Here is a 21,959-nt window from a genome sequence, read left to right as displayed (position 1 = left end):
AGGGTAGACGCGGCGGGGTTGCTTTACAGTGCCCAAGATGTATCGCGGTTGTCGACCCGTTTGTTGAAAGGATGGATGCTGGCGCTTTGTCACAGCCCAACCTTCGCAAACGGGTCATTCGCGTTGGAAGCGATGACTTTAGCTTTATCCGCTGCCTCGACGAGGAAGAGCAAGCCAATCATCGTTTCCCCGTCGTCGGCCAACAGTGGGCCCGACACCAGCGTCTTGATGGTGGCGCTCGACAGATACTCTTAGTGCGCAGAGTACTTGTCGAGACGAGCCTGGACAAGGCCGCCTTGGTCGAGTGCGTGAACGATAAAAAACATGAGAATCCTTGCAGATACGCCGCATCCCACGCGACACCAGGCCTAGCGGCAATAGGTGGAAACCACAATAAAACGTGCTGTCGTGTGCGCTAGGGAGATTGACAACAATTCGGCGACAGTGTGACTTGATATGTGTGACGCAGTAGGAAGACCGGCCCATATAAACTGTACTTTTGCCGATGAAAAGGGCGCTGTATGGACCGGTTTCTGAGCATCGAGACATTTGTGAGAGTGGCAGAGGCAAGTAGCTTTGCCGAGGCGGCGAGACAACTGGGTGTAACGAGTTCAGTGGTAACGAACCGTATCCAGCAACTCGAGAAGTTCGTGAATGCGCCGCTCTTTCATCGCAGCACGCGCCACGTCCGGTTGTCGGAAGTTGGCGAGGCTTTCTATCGTGAGTGCGCTGAGGTCGTGGGCCGGGTCAACGAGTTGACCGACCAGATGCGGGAGCTCCGAGCGACACCCACAGGACGCTTACGAATCCAGATGCTTCCTGGGTTTGCGCTCACACATTTCGGTGCTCCGCTGGCAGAGTTTAACCGGCGCTATCCCGGCATCCAGCTCGATGTCATCGTTAACGACCGGGTCGTGGACCCAGTGGAAGAAGGTTTCGACATCGCGTTCCAGATATTCCCACCGATTTCAGAGTCGCTTATCGAACGCCGGTTATTTCCGGTTCGCCGTCTGTTTTGCGCCTCGCCGGCTTACCTCGAGAGGCATGGTGCGCCACAGCATCCTCGAGATTTGTTGCAACACACAACGGCGCTCTATTCGGGATATCCCTCGAGGAATCGCTGGACGATGACGCATGGCGACGAGGTCGTTGAGATGGAGTTGCCAGGCATGATTCGCTCCAACTCAGTCCACCTACTGAAGGACTACGCACTAGAAGGCGGAGGTCTGGTGTGTTTGCCGACCTTGGTCGCGAGCGACGCGCTCGTGAAGGGAACGCTGGTACCTATCCTGACCGACTACGACCTGTCGACCTTGAGCTTCGCGGCCGTTTATCCCGCAACGCAACGTCAGGCATTGAAGGTAAAAGCGCTCGTCGAGTTCCTTGCTGAGTACCTCGGAAGCGAACCGTCGTGGGATGTGCCGTTGCTTAGCCGCGGGTGGGTACGGTAACCAGAGAGTCAGGTGGTCGATTATTCGATAATCGCGAATGCCGTAGTCGTCGTCCACCAGGTTGTTGCGGCAGGTCCTTGCGCCTAAAGTTGAACTCACCAAGCAGTTCAACACAGGAGACAGCAATGACCGACACGGCATTCCACACCGTCTTTGGCTCGCTCGACAGCTACAAAAAAGGCGACATCGAAATCACGAGCGGAAGCGCTCATCACTACGCATTCTCGAACGTCTTCGAGGTTGCCTCCAGGTCAGCACCGTACGAAAAAGTCGTCGCCGGCAAGAATCTCGAATATGTCATCGAAGTGCTGCGTACCGAAGGTGAGTCGCAATGGTTCGCATGTGCACATGACGAATTCACTATCCAGATGGATGGCGAAGTACAAATCGAGTTCGTCAAGCTTGACAGTCCCCCGAAGACCGGGCGTGGCACCGTGAGCGCTAGCGCTCACCCTGCTGGTCGCAAGATGGGGCGCGTCTTACTGCGCAAGGGGCATCAGGCCCTCCTCCCTGCAGGCTGTGCGTATCGCTTTGTCGCTGGCAAACCGGGGGTCGCCCTGGTGCAGACCATTCTCGGTGAGCTGTCCGTTGAGAAGTGGGCAGATATCTGCCTCCACTGACCCACCTACAGCATCCATTCGAATATCCCAGGAGACAGGCTATGGCCACCCTCGATACCCTTGACCATCCCGCAGATTTCGCAGCAGACACAGTGCGCTTCACGGAGCCAGATGCCGTGACTGGCTACCGCCGCTTCCAGCTCGGCGAATTCGAATTCCAGCGCGACGAGTATTTCGTGAAAATTTGCTGGCCGGCGAAAGGCCAGACCCGCACGCATGCTGTGCCAGCCGACGCGTTTCTGCGCGCGATGATGCGGGACGTCGCATGGGGCTTTTTCTACGGCTGGGTCAACTTCGACCACGTGTTTGGCACGCGCAATCACTACGGTAAGGTCGATGTGTACGCTGGCACTTTCAACGGCATTCTGAAAGAAGCTGGCGTCGACTACACCGAGACGTTCGAAACGCCGACCATCATGGCGACGTTCAAGGCCATGCTGCATGACTGGACGAACGAAGGCTTCGACCCGTTCGCAGCTCCGGACGAAACTGGCACTGCGTTCGGACGCAAGCACGGCGACAACGATGCGGCAATCGAACGTACGCGCATCGCGACGCGCCGTATGCCGGGTCTCGAAGGAGATTCGCCGCTGCGTGACGACCTGCCGGTCAATCGCGCATTCCTCGACGTTGTGCAAGACGAGCCGGAAGTGCACGTCGAGCCGGGCTTCGAAGGCGAGCTTCACGCGTTCAACCTTTTCAAGTATCTCTCGCGTTCGGACGTGACGTGGAACCCCTCGGTGACGTCCGTCTGCGGCCTCAGCCTTTTCTGCCCGACGACCGAGGAATTTATCCTGCCGGTGTTTCACGGCAACGACCGTGTCGAATGGTTCCTGCAGCTCTCCGACGAAATTGTCTGGGATATCGGCGACAAGAACACTGGCTCGCCGCGGGCTCGAATCACCATGCGCGCTGGCGACATCTGCGCGATGCCCGCTGACATTCGGCACCAAGGCTACTCGACCAAGCGCTCAATGCTGTTGGTCTGGGAAAACGCGACGCCGAACCTGCCGCAGCGTTATGAGAGCGGCGAACTCGCTCCGCATCCCATCGAGTTCTAAGTAGTGCGTCAGCAATAAATCGAGGAAGATTCATGCAAACCCAACTCTTCATTGACGGGCGCTTTGTCGACGCCGTTGACCGTGGCACCATCGACGTGCTCAACCCCCACGACGGCTCGCTAATTGCGAAAATCGCAGCAGCGACCGCCGCTGATGTGGACCTTGCGGTGGAAGCAGCGACGCGGGCGTTTCCAAAATGGTCGTCGTTGGCGGCAGCAGAACGCGGCCGGCTTCTGCTGCGCCTGGCCGACGCTATTGAAGCGAATGCCGAAGAGCTGGCGCAGCTCGAATCTCTCGATACGGGCCATCCGATTCGGGATTCCCGCTCGCTAGACGTCCCCCGAACCGCTGCGTGCTTCCGATACTTCGGTGGCATGGCGGACAAGTTGCAGGGTTCGGTGATTCCCGTCGAAACGGGCTTCCTGAACTACGTGCAGCGCGCGCCTATCGGTGTCGTGGGCCAGATTGTTCCGTGGAACTTTCCGCTTATGTTCACGAGCTGGAAGATGGGACCGGCATTGGCCGCGGGGAACACCGTGGTGCTCAAGCCTTCGGAAATCACGCCGCTGTCGACGTTGCGCATCGTCGAACTCATGGCTGAAGTAGGCTTCCCGGCCGGTGTGGTCAATATCGTTCCGGGCTACGGCCACACTGCAGGTCAGCGGCTCGCCGAACATCCCGGTGTAGGCAAAATCGCATTCACGGGTTCGACGGCGACTGGCCGCCGGATTGTCGAAGCGTCGCAGGGCAATCTGAAGCGCGTACAGCTCGAACTCGGCGGCAAGGGCGCGAATATCGTGTTCGACGACGCGAACCTTGACGCGGCCATCAACGGTGCGGCGTGGGCCATCTTCCACAACCAGGGGCAGGCATGTATCGCAGGCTCGCGTCTTGTACTGCACGAACGCATCGCAGACGAGTTCCTTGAGCGTTTCGTTTCGCTAGCATCGTCCATCCGCGTCGGAAACCCGCTGGACCCCGATACCGAAATGGGCCCACTGACGTCGAAACAGCATCTCGACCGCGTTCTAACGTTCGTCGACGTGGCGCGCAAGCAGGGCGGCCGTGTACTCGCCGGCGGTAGTGCGCCGCAAGATAGCGAGCTGGCGAATGGGTATTACGTCCGTCCGACGGTCATTGAGACGAAGAGCGCGTCCGACCGTATCGCACAGGAAGAGGTTTTTGGGCCTTTCGTCACCGTGCTGCGTTTCGGTAGTGACGAAGAAGCGCTGGTCATCGCGAACGCGACCGAATATGGGTTGGGCAGCGGTCTCTGGACCCGTGACCTGTCGCGCGCGCACAAAACCGCCGCCCAAATCAACGCCGGCATGTGCTGGATTAACTGCTACAAACGCGTCAACCCCGGCAGCCCTTTCGGCGGAGTCGGAAAGTCGGGCTACGGCCGCGAGATGGGTTTCGAAGCGATGCACGGTTACACCGAAGCGCGTTCGGTGTGGGTCAACGTCGACGGTAACGTGCCGCCGCACTTCAAGCGCTGAGGTTCCCATGGAGCGCTTTGTCTATCAGGGCACCCCTTCGCGTGTTGTTTTCGAATGGGGTTCGCTCTCGAAGCTGCCGGACGAGTTGACGAAACTTGGCGCGCGGCGGGCTCTTATCCTGTCGACGCCCGAGCAACGTCATCTCGCTGAACAGGTGAAGGACGTGCTCGGCGAACGCGCTGCTGGGGTCTGTGCCGAGGCCGTCATGCACGTCCCGGTGGAAGTCGCCCGCGCAGCGCGCGAGACGGCACGCGAGCTGGATGCGGACTGCTGCATCGCGATTGGTGGTGGGTCCACCATCGGGCTGGGAAAGGCGATTGCGCTCGAATCGTCCCTGCCTATCCTGGCAGTGCCGACGACCTACGCAGGTTCCGAGATGACGCCGATTTTCGGACTCACCGAAGGCCGGCTGAAGCGCACCGGGCGCGATGCACGTGTGCTGCCTCGCACTGTTATCTACGACCCGTCCTTGACGCTGTCCCTCCCGGCGGGTATCTCCGCTGCGTCCGGCGTCAACGCATTGGCACACGCAGTCGAAGCGCTCTATGCCGAGGACGCGAATCCGGTTATCAGCCTGATGGCCGAAGAATCCATCCGTGCGCTCGGTGAGGCATTGCCCGTCATCGCGAACTCGCCGGAAGACCGGGAAATGCGAAGCCGGGCGTTGTACGGTGCCTGGCTCGCCGGGATGTGTCTCGGTGCGGTCAGCATGGCGATTCACCACAAGCTCTGCCATACCCTCGGCGGCACATTCAACCTGCCGCACGCGCAGACGCATGCAGCGATGTTGCCTCACACAGCGCACTATAACCACGCTGCGGCGCCCGAGGCGTTGCGCAGGGTCGCACGTGCGCTGCGCGGCAGCGAAGCCGCTGAGGCCGGTCCTCTGCTTTTCAAACTGAACGAGAAGCTCGGTATTTCTGCAGCACTCGCAGATATCGGCATGCCGCAGGACGGCCTCGACGAGGCAGCGGACATTGCCTGCAAGAACCCCTATGTGAATCCGCGGCCGATTGAGCGTGCGGCGATTCGCGCGCTGCTGCAGGACGCGTGGGAAGGGCGCGCGCCACACTAGGCGCACGCGGCAGTCACAAGCATAAATGGAGACAGACGTGACCACCGAACATGATGACAGCGACACGAGGCTGACCGAGCAGGTTGTTGCCAGCTTCGCCAGCACGCCGGACGCGCGCCTGCGCACCTTGATGCAGAGCCTGGTGAGACATATTCATGCTTTTGTTCGCGAAACGGAGCCGACGGAGGCGGAATGGATGTCAGCCATCCGGTTCCTTACCGAGACCGGGAAGATGTGCGACGACGTCGTACGCCAGGAATTCATTCTGTTGTCGGACACTCTCGGCGTCTCCATGCTCGTAGACGCGATAAACCATCGATTCGCGACTGGTGCAACGGACACGACCGTGTTTGGCCCGTTTTATATCAAGGGCATGCCCGAGCGCGCGTACGGCGAGAACATGGCTCTTACGCCCGGCTCGCCCGTTGTCGTCCGGGGACAGGTTTGTGCCACCGACGGAACTCCGATTGGCAATGCGGTGCTAGACGTATGGCAAACCGCTGAGAACGGTATGTATTCGGGCCAGGACACCGAGCAGCCGCATGGCAATCTGCGTGGCCGCTATCGCACGAATTCCGAAGGCCGCTACGCAATAACCACTATATTGCCCGTCAGCTACCCGATTCCAACGGACGGTCCTGTCGGCAAAATGCTCGGTGCGACTGGCCGGCACCCGTGGCGACCCGCGCATCTACATTTCATGATTGAAGCGTCCGGACATCGAACGCTCGTAACGCATCTTTTTGATAAAGACGACAAGTATCTTGAGTCGGACGCGGTTTTCGGGGTTAAGCCATCGCTGATGGTCTCTTACCTCGACCGACCGGCAGACGATGAACTCGCTCGTCGTTTCAATATTGCTGGCCCCTATCGCGAGGCGAAATACGATTTCGTCCTTGACCGGAGCTGAACCATGCGCCGCTATTTTGCAGTCTTTGCCACCGACAAGCCGGACATGCGCGAGGTGCGCGAGCGCGTAAGACCGAGTCATCGGAATCATCTGCGTAGTGCGTCACAACACGGGGTCTTCGTGCGCCTCGGTGGTCCCACGCTGGCACCCGCGTGCAATGCAATGAACGGCACCCTTCTCGTCGTAGAAGCAGACGACATCGACGCGGTCATGCGGTTCCTCGGCGAGGACCCGTACATGAAAGAGGGCTTGTTCTCCCGAGTGGAGGTTCGACCGTGGGATTGGAGCCTCGGAAATCCTGAGCAGCGGGTCTAATTATGTGCGCAATCCAGCTGTGTCGTCTTGACGAAGTGCCCGACGGCGGCGCCCGCGTATTCGACGGAGAAGCAGCGGGCCGCCCAATCGTCGTTGTCCGGCGAGGTGACAAGGTATGGGCGTACATCAATCGTTGCCCTCACTTTTCCGTAGCACTGGACTTTGTACCGGGAAATGTCTCGTGCTACCGGTCTCAGGTACTGATGTGCGCCCACCACAGCGCGCTGTTCAGGTTTGAGGATGGAAAGTGCATCGACGGGCCTTGTAAGGGCGCGTCCCTCGACGCCGTCCAAGTAGTGATTGACTCCGACGCAAAGGTCGTCCTGACCAGAGCTTGAGAATTCAAAGTGTTTGTGCGAGGTCGAGGGCGGCTGTCGGTCGACCAGGCTCCGCGTGCGAAGCGTTCGCCGACAGTATTAAAGCAAAAATTACGTACAACGAAATGCCTAGTTTATAAAACGATGGAAGATGTATGCCTTCGGCGGAGTGGCGGGTTCTGTCGGTGCAAACAACACTGTGAGCGCCGGCGTCACCTATGAGATGGGGCCGTTCGGGCGGGCGCTGCGTACACGAACGGAAAGTACGGTCCAGCCGCCGGTGCGCCTTCCACGAGCGTGCGTAATTGGGGGGGCGGTATGCACTACACGCTAGGCGCGGTGACTGCCAAGGCGCTTGTGACAACCGTCCGTAACTCCTTCAATGGTGCTGGCGTGCGGATGGCAGAAGCGGGCGGAGTGTGGAAGCTACAGCCCGACCTACTCCTCGGCGCGAAGTACATGTACATGAAGGGCAACGAGGAAGTGGGCAACAATCACGCTCACCAGGCCAGCGCGGCGATTCAATATCCCCAAGACTGGAGCGACATGGAGTGGACGTGGGCGCACGCCGGCGTGAATTGCTAACGCCAAGGACCGCAGTCGATTTTCAATGATGGCGCTACTCCGGCCGACAGGAAGCCGGTGGTCAAGAAGGCTGCCGCCAAGGCGGCCCCGACGGCGAAGAAAGCCGCGGCGAAAAAGGTGCCCTTCAAGAACAAGGACGTATCTGCCCCCGTGGCTCCGGTGGAGTCCGGCGCAGCAGCGACGGTCTAATCGCATCTGCAGGGAGCCCGGTGAAATTAACAGGTTTCTGATTTCACCGGGCACACAGACCGTCCGACTCTTAGCCGTTCGAAATAGAGTCTTCCATGGCCAACTAACCGAGCGTTGCTTGCAGCGCGAAGACCTCCGGGAACTGTCCGACGCCATTCGCCAATGGTGCTTTCAATCTGGCTAATGCAGCACCTTGCGACGTCTCAGCGTTCGCTCTAGCGTACATCTCTTGTTTTCGTGAATGCCCCTTGGTGAAGTTGAGCCCCGCCTTATCCAGAGCGAGGCCTTCAGACACGTTCCAAGCATCAAGAGATGCCCCTCGGAGCCAGCGTCGCCCGTCAGCCGTTCGCCTCAGGGCGCTAACTTCGCCACCCCGTCCGGTATCTCAAGGCTATCCCACAGTACCGGCTGTCCCGCGACCGCTGCCGTTGATGTCCGACCAGTCACGCGGCTGGTCCGCGGAACGGCCAGCGGTATGTATACCGTGCCGGAGGGAGGTGATTTCGCATGGGACGCGCTGCGCGCTGAAATCTGGCCGCGCGCAAGCTCTCCATCTTCAGGACCTTGCCACCATCGTCCGGGCCGCTTACAGACCGGCGAGGCTGAGATACTTCAGGTTGAGGTATTCTTCGATGCCGTGCGCCGAGCCCTCTCGACCGAGACCACTGTCCTTCACACCACCAAATGGTGCTTCGGCTGTCGTAATGACCCCGGCATTGATTCCAATCATGCCGCTTTGAATCGCCCGCGACACACGGAAAGTGCGTGCCAGGTCTCGAGTGTAAAAGTAGGCGGCGAGACCAAATTCCGTCGCATTCGCCGCCTGGACTGCTTCGTACTCTTCCTTGAAGCGAAACAGCGCGGCGACTGGACCAAAGGTTTCCTCACGTGCAATCAACATGTCCGTGGTCGCGTCAGCGATGACAGTCGGTTCATAGAATGTGGCACCGAGCTCATGGCGCTTTCCGCCGAGCAACACGCGGCCACCTTTCGCTTTGGCATCCTCGACTTGCGATTCCACTTTCTCAACCGAAGCCAGGTTGATGAGAGGTCCCTGCTCGGCACCGTCCTTCAAACCATTATCGACCTTTAGCTTCTTGACGCGGTCCGTCAGCCGGCGCGCAAATTCTTCATAAATACTATCCTGTACGTAGAAGCGGTTCGTGCATACGCATGTCTGTCCGCTGTTTCGGAATTTGCCTGCCACAGCGGTCTCGACAGCCAGGTCAAGGTCGGCATCGTCGAAAACGATAGTCGGCGCATTGCCGCCTAGCTCCATTGACAGTTTCTTCATGCTGTCGGCGGACTGCTTGTAGAGCAGCTTTCCGACGCGAGTTGAGCCCGTGAACGTTATCTTGCGAACCAACGGATTTCGGGTGAGTTCGCCGCCCACCGCAGCGCCGTCGCCCGTGACGACGTTCACGACGCCTGCTGGAATGCCAGCTCTTTCAGCCAGTACCGCGTATAGCAGGCCAGAGTAGGGAGTGAATTCCGATGGCTTGATGACAATAGTGCAACCAGCGGCAAGTGCCGGCGCGACTTTGCGGGAGAGCATCGAGAACGGGAAGTTCCACGGTGAAATCGCCCCCACCACTCCAACAGGCTCGCGCGTCACAAGAATCTGTCTGTCTTTCCACGGCGAAGGGATGATTTCGCCATTGATGCGACGCGCTTCTTCGGCGAACCACTGGATGTAGTCCGCACCGAGCTTCATCTCTCCACGCGCTTCGGCGAGGGGTTTCCCCTGCTCAAGCGTCAGCATCGTTGCGAGGATGTCCAGATTGTCTCGGACCAGTTGCGCCATCCGTTGAAGCTTCTCGGCCCGCTCGGCTGCCGTCGTCATTGACCAGGTGAGAAAGGCGTCTTGTGCTGCATCGATAGCACGGCCCGTCTCAGCACCGGAAACCCAAGGAATGGTACCGACGCGTGTTCCGGTTGCCGGGTCCTCGACATCATAAGTGCTGCCGTCGTCGGCACCTATCCAGTTCCCGGCAACGTAGTTCGCTTCCTTGAGCCAGCCAGCGAGCTTAATGTCATCCAATGTGAACGTGTTCATAGCGTATATCCGTTTTCGGATTCAGGAGCAAGGCTGAGAGGAGCCCATGCCCTGGTTAGAAGGAGGTATCTCTTACGGTAAAAAATCGTGCATACATAGGCGTGACGCCTTCTGGTGGGAACATCTCCGATTTAGGAAACCTAATTTAATTGATTTGTTAGGCCGCTATTCCAGAGAGTTCCTTTTTAGCTGTTTGCCTTACTTTCCTTGTGGATTGTCCAGCTCCGGGATACCACTCTGACGGTCAGCGTAGGCTGCCTTGAAGCTCGGGCGTTGTTGCCAGCGCTTCCAGTACGCGTCCAGGAACTCGAAACGCTCGTCGAGCGGGGTGGCGTTCACCGGGAACTTGGAGAACGCGATTGCAGTTGCCAGCGTGATGTCGGCGAACGTAGGTTCCTCACCGCCGAGCAGCCAGTCGCGTCCATCCGACAGGTGCTTGTTGACCAGTGCCGCATGGGCGAGTGCTTCCTTGCGGCTGTGCTCGCCCCACGCCTCGTTCTTCGTCAGTTCAAGCTTGAAACCGAGTCCGGTGTGCAGCACGTGGAAGGCCGTGACGATTCGGTACAGGATGTGAACCCATATGCGGTTGTCCCACATGTTGTCGAGGCCTTGCTCCAGTGGCGTCTCGCCCATAATCTTCCGGCCCGGGAAAGTCTGGTCGAGGTAGCGAACCACGGCCGCCGTCTCGGAAATAAAGCTGCCGTCGGCCAGTTGGAGCGTCGGCGTTTCACCCCACGGATTCATCTTCAGGTGCCGCCAGCCACGCTGCTCGCCAACCGGCGTCATATCGTAAATCGTCTCGTTGAACTGCTCGGCGATGCCTTTCTCGTACATGAAGAGCCGCAGGCGCTGCGGGTTGGGGAAGGCAGAGGGCGAAGTGAAGACTTGAAGTTTGGACGACATGGTGCGACTCCCGAGGGTTATAGAACTCATCTCAACCAAGCAGGCTACCTGCCACTTGGTAGACTGATGCGGTGCAAAAAAAGCAACTCGCGTTGCCCGGTGCTCACTTCCCAAGCGGACTACCTGCCACTTGGTAGGACGAACTTTATGAGATAGAATCGAACCTGTCAACACATTTTGCAAAAAGAGGTAGCGCCGGTGAAAACTGAAGGCGGTTCAAATTCGAGGGAGAACATCCTTGCTGCCGCGACAAAGGTCGCGGGGGCGCACGGGTACGGCGGGCTGAACTTCCGAGACATCGCGGCGGAAGTCGGCATCAAGGCCGCAAGCATCTACCATCACTTCCCCACAAAGGCTGAGCTGGGCGCCGAAGTGGCTAAACGTTATGCGGAGCAGTTTGCCGTGATGCTCGACGCGCGACTGGCTGCCACCGGCGACCCGATTCTCAGCTTGCGCGGATACCCTGATACATTCAGGACGGCGCTGCAGAACGACAATCGCATGTGTCTATGCAGCTTCATGGCCGCTGAATATGATGACTTGCCGGACATGGTGAAGAAGGAAGTTCAGAGGTTCGCCGATGTGAACATCAGTTGGCTGGCGAAAGTGCTTGTTGCCGCCGCGGTGGTGAAAACCGAAGAAAGCGCAGGCCGCGCGCGTGCCATTTACGCCGCCATTTCTGGCGCGCAGCTCATGGCGAGGGGTCGCGCTGACATTGCGGCCTACGATTCGCTGGTTGAGGACTATCGTAAAGCTGGTCTTCTTCCAAGCTAGCGGCGTGTTCGACCACGATGTCGTAGACCGTGAGGAAGTACGCCTCGTATTCCAGTTCGCGGATAAGCATGCAGCTCATGCTCAATCTGCTCCTGCACGTTGTGCGGAATTCCATTTGGATAAGTGAGGAATTCGACGCTGCCCCAGATTGTTCTATTGACGGTCTGAAAAGGGGCGATTCGGTCCGGGCGAAATTCGTGTCTGCCCGCGCAACGTCGATTGAGCGGGTTGGGACTGCTGCGCGGTGATAGCAGTGTCACGCGGCGGCCCTTGTCATTGCGCCGCAGAACGATTGCGCGATGCGCACGTATCCCAACGGATAGCATGTGCTGAAATTAGCACGCAGTCGCCCTCCAAGTTTTGTTGGTTGAGCAGATGCCTGTAACCGCTACCGATGTCACCTATGACCATGCTTCAAAAGAACAAGTACAACGGTACCTGCCATACATCTGCTGCTGTTGCCGGAGCCGCGCAGTGCTCAGATGCCGCGGCAGCTTCCGCAAAACAGTGCAGGCCCGAAGTTCCAAAGCCGGCCTCCCACGGATACCAAGCCATCCATAGCACGTCAATGAGGTCGCTGAGCAGGGCCCCTTTCCGTCGCCTGCGCCCAGTGGACGAGCGAGAGGTGATTACGAAACGACGGCGAACGGACGGACTCTCATGTAAGAGGCAGTAGCGCATCCAGCGCGGATGTCCTGTTAGACGACCAATCAATCCCCTTTCTCTTTCTATTCATTTTGCATAAACAGCGTAGACGGATTGCTTTTTGTTCTTGCCGTTCATATGCGTATTGGCAGTTTCCGCTTCCAACTGTGCGGTGTTTGGCTAACGACCAACTCGAAACGAAGGCAGTATGAAGCGATAACGAAAAGAACAGCCGTTAATTGCAATATTTAACAATCTGAAGGCAAGGATTGCGCGAATATCTGTGAAAATTTAACGAGCGAGAGGCCCGGAAACAGTTTTGCAGGGACTGCCGGCGTCGGTCAATTATGACCAGCCGAGTAATTGGCGTGTCAGTCAGAGCGCAGGGCGCACCCGGTGTTGTGCGATATCCGCCTTCATCATATGATTTCGAACGTTTCGAAGTTGGATTTTCCGGGGACCAGAAAGATGGGCGCGCAGGACGTTGTGTCAGCAATTAACGCAGGCATATCTCAATCCGAAAGGTTACTAAAGCTCGACACGCCGCTTGGCGAAGACGTTCTTCTGCCTCAACGGGTCATCGGCACGTCGCGTATTGGCCGTAACTTTGAATTCACAGTTGACGCCGTCTCATTGCGCGACACGCTGGAATTGAAAACGCTCATCGCGCAACCCGTCACTCTCTGGATTCAGGCCGACAACAAGTCGTATCTGCCTCACCATGGATATGTTTATACCGCGCGGCGCCTCGGCTCTGACGGTAACCTGGCCACCTATCAGTTCACGTTCTCGTCATGGATGCATTTCCTGCGGTTCCGAAAAGACGCGCGCATCTTTCAGGACAAAACGGTCGATGAAATACTTTCGACCGTCTTCAACGGTCATCCTCAGGCGCAGGGTGCGTTCCGCTTTGAATTGAGAGCGCCGCTGCCGCAGCGGTCATTCTGCGTTCAGTATGAAGACGACTGGAATTTCTGCCAGCGGTTGATGGAATCGGAAGGTCTATTCAGTTACTTCGAGCATGCCGACGACGGTAAATCGCACACGCTGGTCATAACGGACGACGTGTATTCGTTGAAGCCAGCGGTACCTGAGACGCTGCAGTTCGCTCGCGCGGGTACGAATACTTCGTCTGACGCTTGGGTTCAATGGGCGGGTTCGCGCACGCTGCATAGCTCCTCATTGTCGACGAAGACATTCGACTACAAGTCCCCTGCCGATGAAAAGTCGACCAATGTGCCCACCTTACCGACCCACGGCAGTCTGCCCACCCAGGCTGAGGTCTATGAATACGCCGGCGCATACACGCACCTGACACAGGACCGCGGCGACCACCTGTCCAAAATCCGGATGGAGGAATGGGAGTCACGAGCGAAACGCTTCATGGCCGTTGGTGGCGTACGGAATATCGATGCCGGGAAGTGGTTCCAGCTCGAAGGCCACCCGGAACACGACCGGGACGCCGAACAACAGCGGCAGTTCGCCGTCATCGCTACCCACTGGTACGTCGAGAACAATCTACCTGTTTCGACTACGGCCGATTTTCCGCACAGTCTCAGGACAGAGCTTTCGCGCGTGCGCGCAGCGCATGCAGGCGCCGCACCGGCTTTTGTTGTCGCCCATGGCGACGGCAGCGAAGGGTTTTATCTCGTTGAAGCTGAACTCCAGCGCCGCACCGTTGCGTTCCGCAGCCCGCTCGAGCACGCGAAGCCGGTGATGAGCATGCAGACCGCGACGGTTGCCGGACCGGCCAACGCTGAAGTTTTCACTGATGAGTTGAACCGCATCAAGGTCCGCTTCCACTGGGACCGACTGAACAGCGGCGATGAAAATGCTTCCTGCTGGGTGCGCGTGGCCTACTCAGACACGGGCGGCGCCTACGGCGGCGTTCACGTGCCGCGCGTCGGCGAAGAGGTCATCGTCTCCTTCCTTGACGGCGACTGTGACCGGCCTATCGTCACCGGCCGGGTTTTCAATGCTGAGAAATCGCCGCACTGGCATTCGAATGGGTTGCTGTCAGGGTACAAGTCCAAAGAGTACGGCGGCGCTGGCTACAACCAGTTGGTAATGGACGATTCGACTGGCCAGAACCGTGTTCACTTGTATTCGACCAGCACGAATGCGCATCTGCATCTGGGCTATCTCATCGAGCAGTCGGGAAACAACCGCGGCTCATATCTGGGCAGCGGATTCGACTTGAAGTCGGACGCTTACGGCGCTGTTCGGGCGGGGCAAGGTCTATACGTGTCGACGCATCCCGCGAACGGCTCGACGAGCCAGCCGCTTGATGTCCGTGACGCGCAGCAGCAGCTCGTCAATTCCGAGAGTGTGCTGGAGTCGTTATCGGATGCCAGCGAGACCCATCAGGCTGAAAGCCTGAAGGACGGACGGGAGTCGCTGAAAGCGTTCACCGATGCGACACAAAACAGCGTTTCGGGAGCGCCGTCAGGAGGAAACACAGCTGGCGGAGGCACGGGCAACGCCAACGCTTTCAAGGAACCCATCATGTTGTTCGCGAGCCCGGCAGGCATTGCACTGTCGACCCCGCGCTCTACGCACGTTGCGGCCGACGAGCAGCTCAATTTTGTTAGCGGACAGAGCACGCATATCGCGACGGGCAAGTCACTGGTCGCAAGCGTGGCGCAGCGTATCAGCCTCTTCGTCCAGAACGCCGGCATGAAACTATTTGCCGCGAAGGGCAAGGTGGAGATTCAAGCCCATTCGGACAACGTCGAGCTGACCGCCCAGAAGACCCTGCGGTTACTGTCCGCGACGGAGAAAGTGGAGGCGGCAGCGAGCCGGGAGATTTTGTTGACCTCGGGCGGCGCATACATCCGTATCTCTGACGGCAACATTGAAATCCATGCTCCCGGAAAGATAGACATCAAGGGTAGCCAGCATTCATTCAACGGGCCCACGAGTACCTCATACCCGCTGCCAGCGCTGCCGACATCCAAATACGATACGGCAATGCAGTATCTGTACCACGACGACGAACCGGTTCGGGGGGCGAAATACATTGCCACGCTATCAGACGGTAGCACGCGGCAAGGCACGTTGGACGCACAGGGACGGATGAATCTTAACGATGTCCCAGTGGGCCCCGTAAAGGTAGAGCTTGGACCCGACACACGCTCATACGCCCGCAAGGACAAAACCAGCAATCCAGACTTTAAAGGCGAACAACTGTCCGAGGCTGACATCGATTCGCTGATTCAGAAGCACGGGGGAGCGTGACAGTGAGCTGGAGCATAGAAGATTTCAAGGCCACCTCGCTGGAGGTGGGACAGTGGTGCTGGGGCACGCTGCAGGGCGCATTCAACGAGAAGCAGACTATCAGCCAGGTCATTACTGACGCCGCCATCGGCATGATTCCGCTGGTGGGTGACGTCACGGCCGTGCGCGACCTGCTGTCAGTCGGCATTGGCATGAGCTCGGACCCGCGAAAACGGCAGGAGGTGACGCAGTGGGTTCTGTTCGTCGTTCTGATATTCGCACTGATTCCCGTTGTCGGCGGCGTTATCAAGGGAGTGGGCCGCCTCGCTTTACGGGTGGCGGGTGACGCTGCGAAGGATGCAGAACTGCTGCGGGAGGTTGTCCAGTTCCTCAACCGGATGGGGCATGGCGACGCGCCTCAGTGGCTGAAGGCGCTCGACGTCGGCAAGTACCAATCGCAGTTGCTCTCCAAGGTTAAAGACTTCTGTGCAACCGTGCGTCTGGCTATCGAGCGCTCTCTGAAAGCTCGCGTTGGACAACTTCTGCCGGACGTCTGGCGCGCGCAGCTCGCGCGTGTGGGCGATGGTTTCCGCGCCCTTCAGGACCTTGCTGACCAGATGGTTCCGAAGGCTGTCAAGGAACTGGATGCGAAGCTCAAGACGCTCCAGAATATGGTGTACCGCGGCGAAATTCATGAAATTGCTACGGGCGGCATGCCACGGGTGAAACGTGAGGCTGAAGCGTATCTTGAGGAGCGCAAGCTCGCGAGAGAGATACGGCAGGGCAAATTTGCCTCAACGGAATGCGCCGTGGACGATGTACGTATTAAAGCTAGGTACCAGTCCAAAATAGATGCCGGCTGGCCTGACATACTCGCGGATGTCAGCGAGGATGTACCTGCATTTAGAGGCGAACAGGTGTATCGCACACTGGCGACATTTCACGGCGAACTTGCCGCACTCGACGCCGACCAGTTGGCGGGACAGACGCTCTATCGAGCATTCGGCAACCCTTCGAAGCACGCCCCTTGGGGCAGCAAAGCCGCCGGCGGACGCCAGCCGGCGTTTTGGGGTATCGGCAGTCCGCCCAAAAATGCGGAAGAATGGAGAGTCAGGTCGGCCGTGTTGGATGAGTGGAATGGCAACGGGTTCCTCGCCGTTGTGCATCTTCCCAGCGATTTCGGAACGCGGATGCCGACCGCAAAGGCTTGGGCTGGCCAGATTGCAGAGCAGTTCGGAGACAAAATTCCTGCGCAATATCTGGAAGGGGGCGGCCGTCAGTTAGTGGTTGACATGGGTGCACTTGCCACCGAAATAACGCGGATTGGTGAGAGTGTGAAGGCAAGTGGTACTGCACTCACTGAAACTATCAACGGAGTTCGAGTCGACTTTCATCCGACCAACTGGACGAACGTTGAGGACGTGTATGGATACAGTAAATTTTCAGAGGACGTATCCGGTTCGGCTCGCACGCGCCGGCTCGGCAGTGACGAAATACAAACCAAGGTAGCGAACAGCAAAACAATCGCGGCGTCTCGTACGGCCGCGAGCAGTCAGGAGTGAATTTGATGGGGTACGTCACGCAAGAATATGACATGCAGGATTCCGAGACTCGGCGACGCTTGTTTTGGTTGCTCAAGCGACTGACCAGTTATTCGCTGTGGGCGAAGAAACGGGATGCATGGGAGGTGTTTTCCAGGGCATTCGAGAACGCTGTCAGAACCTGGTCCAAAAACGACCCCGAGCGGATGGACGCCGATTTGCTCCCCGGAATCTACGAAACGCTAAGTCTCTACAAAAAAGGGGTTGAAGAACTCGGGAAGGGACATCGATTTGTATGGCGGACAGGTCAACCCCTTGATGCCGCGATGGACAAAAGTAGTACGGTTCGCAACTTTCTGTACACCCATCCTGACTACTGGGAGCGAGGTGCACAGACTGCGCCTTACCCGGAAAAAGTCGAAGCACTAAATCGGCTACTGCTGGCGTCCCGTTATGAGGGCGATTACGCGCCGATTGAAGTGCCGTTCATACCTCGAATGTTTGCTCGCTACTCAAGTCCGGCAGCGTTGCTGGACCCCGACCGTTACAGGTACCAGTTCTACCAATTGCCCTACCCCGTCTTCCCAGCCGAAATTTCGGAAGTGCCTGCGGCTACGGACCTCATCATCGGTTCCGGGCAGCGCGTACCGGTAGACGGGATATGGGAGCCTGTCAAGGTCGAGCGAGAGAAGGCCTTCGGCATTGTGCCTTTGGGGGTGAGAAGTATCGAGAACATTGGGTGCTTCAACTATCTCGTGAGTGACACGAAGGCGCCCAATGTCAGGGGCCAATGGAACGAGGCGGAGTCTCGCACCGAGAGTCTGGGCACCCGTTGGCGGCTCCTGTGGGAAGACACCCGATACAAGGACGGTGTCATTCCGGACGAATCCGAATATTTTCTTGAGCGTGCGCCGATAAATGTGCCAACGGACCATGGCCAACCCGAGGGGGAAGTTGAGGTACGGACAGGTGAGGTTTGCCCGGTTACTGGCACTTGGGAAGCGACAGACTTCGACAATCACCGCATCGAGGCATCGCAGGGCATGGTCATGCCGGACGTGCTCGCGAGCGCAGCCGGTTCAGGTGAGCGCCGGGTTCACTGGGTCACATGGCGTCTCATCAGGCGAGCATGATGGGACGCATAGTCGACAACTGGATTCAGGAAAGGAAGCTAGTGACATGAGCCGTCGGTTCATCCTGAAGGGCGACAACACGGATAGTAACGGCGTGGTGCTTGACGGTATTGCCGGCTCGTCGTTCGACGGTCGCCCGTTGGCCTATGTTGGGGCTCCGGTCTTTTGCAATACCTGCAGCGCCGAGGGCGTCATCATCGGAGATGGCTCGCCTCGGTCGATGGAGGTAATGGGAAGGCAGGTGGCTTTGGAAAACGACCTGTGCCGGTGTAAGTGCGTGCCTTTGCCGAAGCTCGTCCCGTCCCAAGCAACTGGCACATTATCGCCGTGAGCAAATACAGGGAGGTTTGGCAGCAGATGCGGCGGTAACCAAAGGCCCATAGCCTTTACACGTTAGCTTCGCGTTCAACTAGCTGACGCGCTCATCCGCATGGCATAGTGCAGCATCTCAACTGCGGAGCCGCGAATGGCGACCTTGGAATCCTTGCAAGCAAAAATCCAGAGACTACAGGCGCAAGCCGATGCGCTCCTCGCGAAAAAATCGAGCGCTGTTATCGAGAAGATTAAGAGCTTGATGGCAGAGCACGGTCTAACGACTGCTGACATTGATGCACATGCTGGCGGCAAAAAGCGTGGACCCAAGCCGGGGGCTAAGGCTGCAGCCAAAGCTCCAAGTGCAGTAGCTAATTATCGCGACCCGAAGACCGGCGCGACGTGGTCAGGGCGCGGCCGTACGCCCCGATGGATTGCAAACGCGAAGGACCGCAGTAAGTTTCTGGTGGGAGACGCCGCCGCAGTGTCGGCTCCTGCTATCAAGAAGTCAGCGAAGGCGGGAAACTATGTCAGGGGTCCGCAGCCGGCGCTCTATCGTGACCCCAAGAGCGGGGCAACATGGAGTGGGCGTGGGCGCGCGCCGGCGTGGATTGCTAATGCCAAGGACCGGACGAAGTTCTTGATTGATGGCGCTACGGTGGGCGACAAGAAGCCGGTGGTCAAGAAGGCCCCGGCGGCGAAGAAGGCTGCGGCCAAGAAGGCGCCGGCGAAAAAAGCGTCGCGCCAGAGCGTGGCGGTGCCCGCCCCGGTATCAACAGTCGAGTCGGGCGCCGAGTTGACCACCTAGACGAGGTTGCCGGGTGACCGGTGGACCAGCGATTCTCTGGTTCCGCCTGGTGCAGCAAGCCGACGACGTTTCGCTTTATTGCGCGTGTGCTGCCCGACGTTGCTCGGTTTCCTGTTGACGAGCGCCTGAGTTTTGGTTGCCGTCATCACAGCCGGCGCGGCCTGTCGGACAAAGCGTGGGCAGCGGCTCGGCGTTGGGAGCCGTCAAGTCGGGCAACCTAGTTGCATCGCCAGGTCGTTCAGGTCTGCCGCCTCATAATCCCACGGTTGTTCAGCGCGTAAGTCGCTCTGCTGGTCTGGGCCATGTTCGACGGGCCGAAGCACAAACGCGGTCATTAGGCCGCATTGACGCGCTGCCGCCAAATCGCCGTTATGCGCCGCGACCATGCAAATCTCGGCGGGGCTAAACCCGAGAATTTCGGCAGTCTCAGCATAGACCTGTGGCGATGGTTTGTAGGCTCTGACGACCTCCGCGCCGAGAATCGCGTCCCAAGGAAGCGCAGCACGCTTCGCCATGTCCACCATCAGTCTGATATTGCCATTTGAAAGGGGCGCGATAATGAATTGACGCTTGAGTCTCAACAGCCCTTCTACAGAGTCAGGCCAAGGGTCTAGCCGATGCCAGGCAAAGTTCACTTCGTCAAGTTCGTCGGCGTTGACCGAGTCGACATCAATGCCGAAGCTGCGCAAGACCTTGGCCAAATTCTCTTTGTGAAGAACGTCAAGGCGGACAAACGACCGCCGTCCACTTCTAATTTCTTCCATGGCAGGCGAGTATTCGCGTCGCCACGCGTCTGCGAACTCGGTGGCGTCAACGGTCATGTTGTGACGGCTGAGAAAAGGGCCCACTTCTCGCGCAACACCGCTTCGCCAATCAACGACGGTGCCAAAGACATCGAACAGAAGAGCTTTGATTGCGGAGTCGGTGGTCATTTTCTGAACCTCTCAATCGGTGCACGGGGACAAGTCTACTCGGAAAGATTGTCGGGCTCTCGTACTCGCTGTTCCGTCAGTGCGATGCCTATGCCGGAAGCGGGCCGGTGTCATGCGGTGGTGGTGGCTTGGATTCCCAAAAGTGTCGCTTTCGAATCGCTTTGGCATTGTGGCGAATATCGTAGGTGTATATGCATTTTGGATAGCCCATCGGGGATTTGAAATTCCTCTGCATGCCCCCGTCGTGAAAGCAACTAACCATTCATTCTTCGATGGATTTGCCTTGTGATTGCATGCACAATCTTATGACGCGCAAACTCTGGTAACGGCATTCTTGGAGGATGAAACCTGTTCGTCTGCTTGATTGCTTCAGTGCATGACTGACGTAGCTTGTATTCGACGTCTGCTATAACACATAACCGAGGGAGCGTGGTTGGCGGGTGTGCGTCACGCCTCACGGACTTGCGACGTATCAGCAGGATAGAAAGAAAAGACCACCTCGGCGTCATAGTAGAAATGATGCCATTGTAAAAATGCTGCCATGTCTACTCCAGAAAAAGTTGGAAAGAGGTCGCGTGTAAAGCGGAGCTCGTCTGTTCCGGGTCAAGCGTACGGCATCCTGGTCCAGGAAGTTCGAGTCCTTTGGCATCTCATGCGTGCGAGGCCAGGCGATGTAGTGGCATTCGAGCATGTTGGCGACGTTTCGACCCGGACCGCAGATGGCCGAGTGGTCTCCGAAGAGGACAAGAGTGGACTGGCCCATAATCCGATTGCAGATAGAGCGGTATCGCTTTGGAAGACTCTAGCCAACTGGATTGATGCGCGCCGTGACGGTTCCCTGCCGGCCGCGGCTGTCTACGTGTTGTACGTGGCACAACCTTACGAGGGTCCGATTGCGGATGAATTGCACCGTTGTACCAAGACCGACGACGCGATTGAACTCGTCGGCAGGCTTCGGAAGCACTTCGCTGGGGAACTCCGAACCACAGAAACAATAACAGCAGGCAAGAGCGCCGCGAAGAAGACTAACACTGCCACCTCGGGCGACGAGTCAGAGATTGCCGATGAGAGCCCTACAGCGCTTGTTAAGCAACTTCGTAGAGTGTTCGCCAACGACGACGAAGTTATCGCATCCGTAGTTACGTATTTCTCTATCGAGAAAGGGACTGCCTCCCCAGTGAACGAGGTGCGGAACGAAATTTCTGCGCACGTTCGCGATGAGCACGTCGAGGAAGTGACTGAATCCCTTCTCGGCTGGACAAAGACCCAGGTGATGGCGCAGATTGAAGCTCGTCGAGTTGTCGGCATCCCCTTCGATGACTTCAGGGGGTATCGCCTCGTCGTCTACGAGCGAGTTCTGGGCAAGCTGAAGGAATTCCCGGACCACACGCTCATACCCCAGCGAAGCGAAATCGAGGAGCACCTCGACGGCTCGAATTTTGTCCGTCAGCTTAACGTTCTTGAGCTGGAGCAAGAAGCAATTGAAGCCTACATTGTTGATTTGCACCGCGAACTGACCCACTGGGGATGCGGACAAAATCCTGGACTGATTTACGTCGTTAGCCCGAGGCTTTCACGGTACTCGATGGGGCTGAGATAGCCAAGCGAGCCCTTGAT

The 21,959-nt window shown here is 58.1% G+C and carries 19 protein-coding genes and 1 pseudogene; 16 read left to right on the top strand and 4 right to left on the bottom strand.

Annotated features, from left to right (window positions below; translation table 11 throughout):
- Positions 1-89: 89 nt before the first annotated feature.
- The gene (locus J2W46_RS34540; protein ID WP_374726915.1) at positions 90-218 is read right to left on the bottom strand and encodes a YciI family protein; all 129 of its coding nucleotides are present in this window, start codon (positions 216-218) and stop codon (positions 90-92) included.
- 303 nt (positions 219-521) lie between these two features.
- On the opposite strand from J2W46_RS34540, the gene J2W46_RS33480 reads away from it, so the two are divergent.
- From J2W46_RS33480 to J2W46_RS33440, 9 genes and pseudogenes are all read left to right on the top strand, one after another.
- Positions 522-1,451: a LysR family transcriptional regulator gene (locus J2W46_RS33480; RefSeq protein ID WP_310360161.1), complete on the top strand. Its 930-nt coding sequence runs from the start codon at positions 522-524 to the stop codon at positions 1,449-1,451.
- Between the two features lie 125 nt (positions 1,452-1,576).
- Positions 1,577-2,071, top strand: a complete 495-nt coding sequence (locus J2W46_RS33475) for a cupin domain-containing protein (RefSeq protein WP_310360159.1) — start codon at positions 1,577-1,579, stop codon at positions 2,069-2,071.
- Between the two features lie 41 nt (positions 2,072-2,112).
- Positions 2,113-3,132, top strand: coding sequence for a hydroxyquinol 1,2-dioxygenase (locus tag J2W46_RS33470; RefSeq protein WP_310360157.1), 1,020 nt, complete (start codon positions 2,113-2,115; stop codon positions 3,130-3,132).
- 32 nt (positions 3,133-3,164) lie between these two features.
- Entirely contained in the window at positions 3,165-4,631 is a 1,467-nt protein-coding gene (locus J2W46_RS33465; protein WP_310360155.1) for an aldehyde dehydrogenase family protein, read from the top strand.
- Between the two features lie 7 nt (positions 4,632-4,638).
- The gene (locus tag J2W46_RS33460) at positions 4,639-5,706 is read left to right on the top strand and encodes a maleylacetate reductase (RefSeq protein WP_310360153.1); all 1,068 of its coding nucleotides are present in this window, start codon (positions 4,639-4,641) and stop codon (positions 5,704-5,706) included.
- Positions 5,707-5,743: 37 nt separating this feature from the next.
- A complete protein-coding gene (locus J2W46_RS33455; protein ID WP_310360151.1) occupies positions 5,744-6,616 on the top strand; it encodes an intradiol ring-cleavage dioxygenase in 873 nt (290 codons plus the stop codon).
- Between the two features lie 3 nt (positions 6,617-6,619).
- Positions 6,620-6,931, top strand: a complete 312-nt coding sequence (locus tag J2W46_RS33450) for a YciI family protein (RefSeq protein ID WP_310360149.1) — start codon at positions 6,620-6,622, stop codon at positions 6,929-6,931.
- Between the two features lie 2 nt (positions 6,932-6,933).
- A complete protein-coding gene (locus tag J2W46_RS33445; protein ID WP_310360147.1) occupies positions 6,934-7,269 on the top strand; it encodes a Rieske (2Fe-2S) protein in 336 nt (111 codons plus the stop codon).
- Positions 7,270-7,399: 130 nt separating this feature from the next.
- A pseudogene (locus J2W46_RS33440) lies at positions 7,400-7,776 on the top strand (porin); the annotation flags it as partial.
- A gap of 832 nt (positions 7,777-8,608) precedes the next feature.
- Here the strand turns inward: J2W46_RS33440 and J2W46_RS33435 are convergent.
- Together J2W46_RS33435 and J2W46_RS33430 are read right to left on the bottom strand one after the other, a co-directional pair.
- On the bottom strand, positions 8,609-10,078 hold the full coding sequence (locus J2W46_RS33435) for an NAD-dependent succinate-semialdehyde dehydrogenase (protein WP_310360146.1): 1,470 nt from the start codon (positions 10,076-10,078) through the stop codon (positions 8,609-8,611).
- A gap of 198 nt (positions 10,079-10,276) precedes the next feature.
- Positions 10,277-10,981, bottom strand: a complete 705-nt coding sequence (locus J2W46_RS33430) for a glutathione S-transferase family protein (protein ID WP_310360144.1) — start codon at positions 10,979-10,981, stop codon at positions 10,277-10,279.
- A gap of 198 nt (positions 10,982-11,179) precedes the next feature.
- Here J2W46_RS33430 and J2W46_RS33425 point away from each other — a divergent pair, with 198 nt between their 5' ends.
- The 6 genes from J2W46_RS33425 (at position 11,180) to J2W46_RS33400 (ending at position 19,410) form a co-directional block, all read left to right on the top strand.
- A complete protein-coding gene (locus J2W46_RS33425) occupies positions 11,180-11,755 on the top strand; it encodes a TetR/AcrR family transcriptional regulator (protein WP_310360142.1) in 576 nt (191 codons plus the stop codon).
- A gap of 1,113 nt (positions 11,756-12,868) precedes the next feature.
- Positions 12,869-15,637: a type VI secretion system Vgr family protein gene (locus J2W46_RS33420; RefSeq protein ID WP_310360141.1), complete on the top strand. Its 2,769-nt coding sequence runs from the start codon at positions 12,869-12,871 to the stop codon at positions 15,635-15,637.
- A gap of 2 nt (positions 15,638-15,639) precedes the next feature.
- On the top strand, positions 15,640-17,178 hold the full coding sequence (locus J2W46_RS33415) for a hypothetical protein (protein ID WP_310360139.1): 1,539 nt from the start codon (positions 15,640-15,642) through the stop codon (positions 17,176-17,178).
- Between the two features lie 5 nt (positions 17,179-17,183).
- Positions 17,184-18,290, top strand: a complete 1,107-nt coding sequence (locus J2W46_RS33410) for an Imm72 family immunity protein (protein ID WP_310360137.1) — start codon at positions 17,184-17,186, stop codon at positions 18,288-18,290.
- A gap of 46 nt (positions 18,291-18,336) precedes the next feature.
- Complete coding sequence (locus tag J2W46_RS33405) at positions 18,337-18,621, top strand: PAAR domain-containing protein (RefSeq protein ID WP_114156757.1); 285 nt, start codon at positions 18,337-18,339, stop codon at positions 18,619-18,621.
- Between the two features lie 135 nt (positions 18,622-18,756).
- Positions 18,757-19,410 (top strand): H-NS family nucleoid-associated regulatory protein, encoded by a 654-nt coding sequence (locus J2W46_RS33400; protein ID WP_310360136.1) that lies wholly within the window; start codon positions 18,757-18,759, stop codon positions 19,408-19,410.
- A 203-nt stretch (positions 19,411-19,613) separates the two neighbouring features.
- Here the strand turns inward: J2W46_RS33400 and J2W46_RS33395 are convergent, their stop codons facing one another.
- Positions 19,614-20,342 (bottom strand): haloacid dehalogenase type II, encoded by a 729-nt coding sequence (locus tag J2W46_RS33395; RefSeq protein ID WP_310360135.1) that lies wholly within the window; start codon positions 20,340-20,342, stop codon positions 19,614-19,616.
- 676 nt (positions 20,343-21,018) lie between these two features.
- Here J2W46_RS33395 and J2W46_RS33390 point away from each other — a divergent pair.
- Entirely contained in the window at positions 21,019-21,942 is a 924-nt protein-coding gene (locus J2W46_RS33390; RefSeq protein ID WP_310360134.1) for a hypothetical protein, read from the top strand.
- The last annotated feature ends 17 nt before the right edge of the window (positions 21,943-21,959 follow it).

It is taken from the genome of Paraburkholderia strydomiana (assembly GCF_031456815.1).
In the GTDB taxonomy this organism is placed as follows: domain Bacteria; phylum Pseudomonadota; class Gammaproteobacteria; order Burkholderiales; family Burkholderiaceae; genus Paraburkholderia; species Paraburkholderia caledonica.
This window is presented reverse-complemented; position numbering and strand designations above follow the sequence as displayed.

Coding starts and splice junctions, on each gene's coding strand:
- J2W46_RS33405 (WP_114156757.1), top strand. CDS start 18,337: ATGAGCCGTCGGTTCATCCTGAAGGGCGACAACACGGATAGTAACGGC.
- J2W46_RS33410 (WP_310360137.1), top strand. CDS start 17,184: ATGGGGTACGTCACGCAAGAATATGACATGCAGGATTCCGAGACTCGG.
- J2W46_RS33420 (WP_310360141.1), top strand. CDS start 12,869: ATGGGCGCGCAGGACGTTGTGTCAGCAATTAACGCAGGCATATCTCAA.
- J2W46_RS33400 (WP_310360136.1), top strand. CDS start 18,757: ATGGCGACCTTGGAATCCTTGCAAGCAAAAATCCAGAGACTACAGGCG.
- J2W46_RS33445 (WP_310360147.1), top strand. CDS start 6,934: ATGTGCGCAATCCAGCTGTGTCGTCTTGACGAAGTGCCCGACGGCGGC.
- J2W46_RS33480 (WP_310360161.1), top strand. CDS start 522: ATGGACCGGTTTCTGAGCATCGAGACATTTGTGAGAGTGGCAGAGGCA.
- J2W46_RS33460 (WP_310360153.1), top strand. CDS start 4,639: ATGGAGCGCTTTGTCTATCAGGGCACCCCTTCGCGTGTTGTTTTCGAA.
- J2W46_RS33430 (WP_310360144.1), bottom strand. CDS start 10,981: ATGTCGTCCAAACTTCAAGTCTTCACTTCGCCCTCTGCCTTCCCCAAC.
- J2W46_RS33470 (WP_310360157.1), top strand. CDS start 2,113: ATGGCCACCCTCGATACCCTTGACCATCCCGCAGATTTCGCAGCAGAC.
- J2W46_RS33435 (WP_310360146.1), bottom strand. CDS start 10,078: ATGAACACGTTCACATTGGATGACATTAAGCTCGCTGGCTGGCTCAAG.
- J2W46_RS33395 (WP_310360135.1), bottom strand. CDS start 20,342: ATGACCACCGACTCCGCAATCAAAGCTCTTCTGTTCGATGTCTTTGGC.
- J2W46_RS33475 (WP_310360159.1), top strand. CDS start 1,577: ATGACCGACACGGCATTCCACACCGTCTTTGGCTCGCTCGACAGCTAC.
- J2W46_RS33450 (WP_310360149.1), top strand. CDS start 6,620: ATGCGCCGCTATTTTGCAGTCTTTGCCACCGACAAGCCGGACATGCGC.
- J2W46_RS33465 (WP_310360155.1), top strand. CDS start 3,165: ATGCAAACCCAACTCTTCATTGACGGGCGCTTTGTCGACGCCGTTGAC.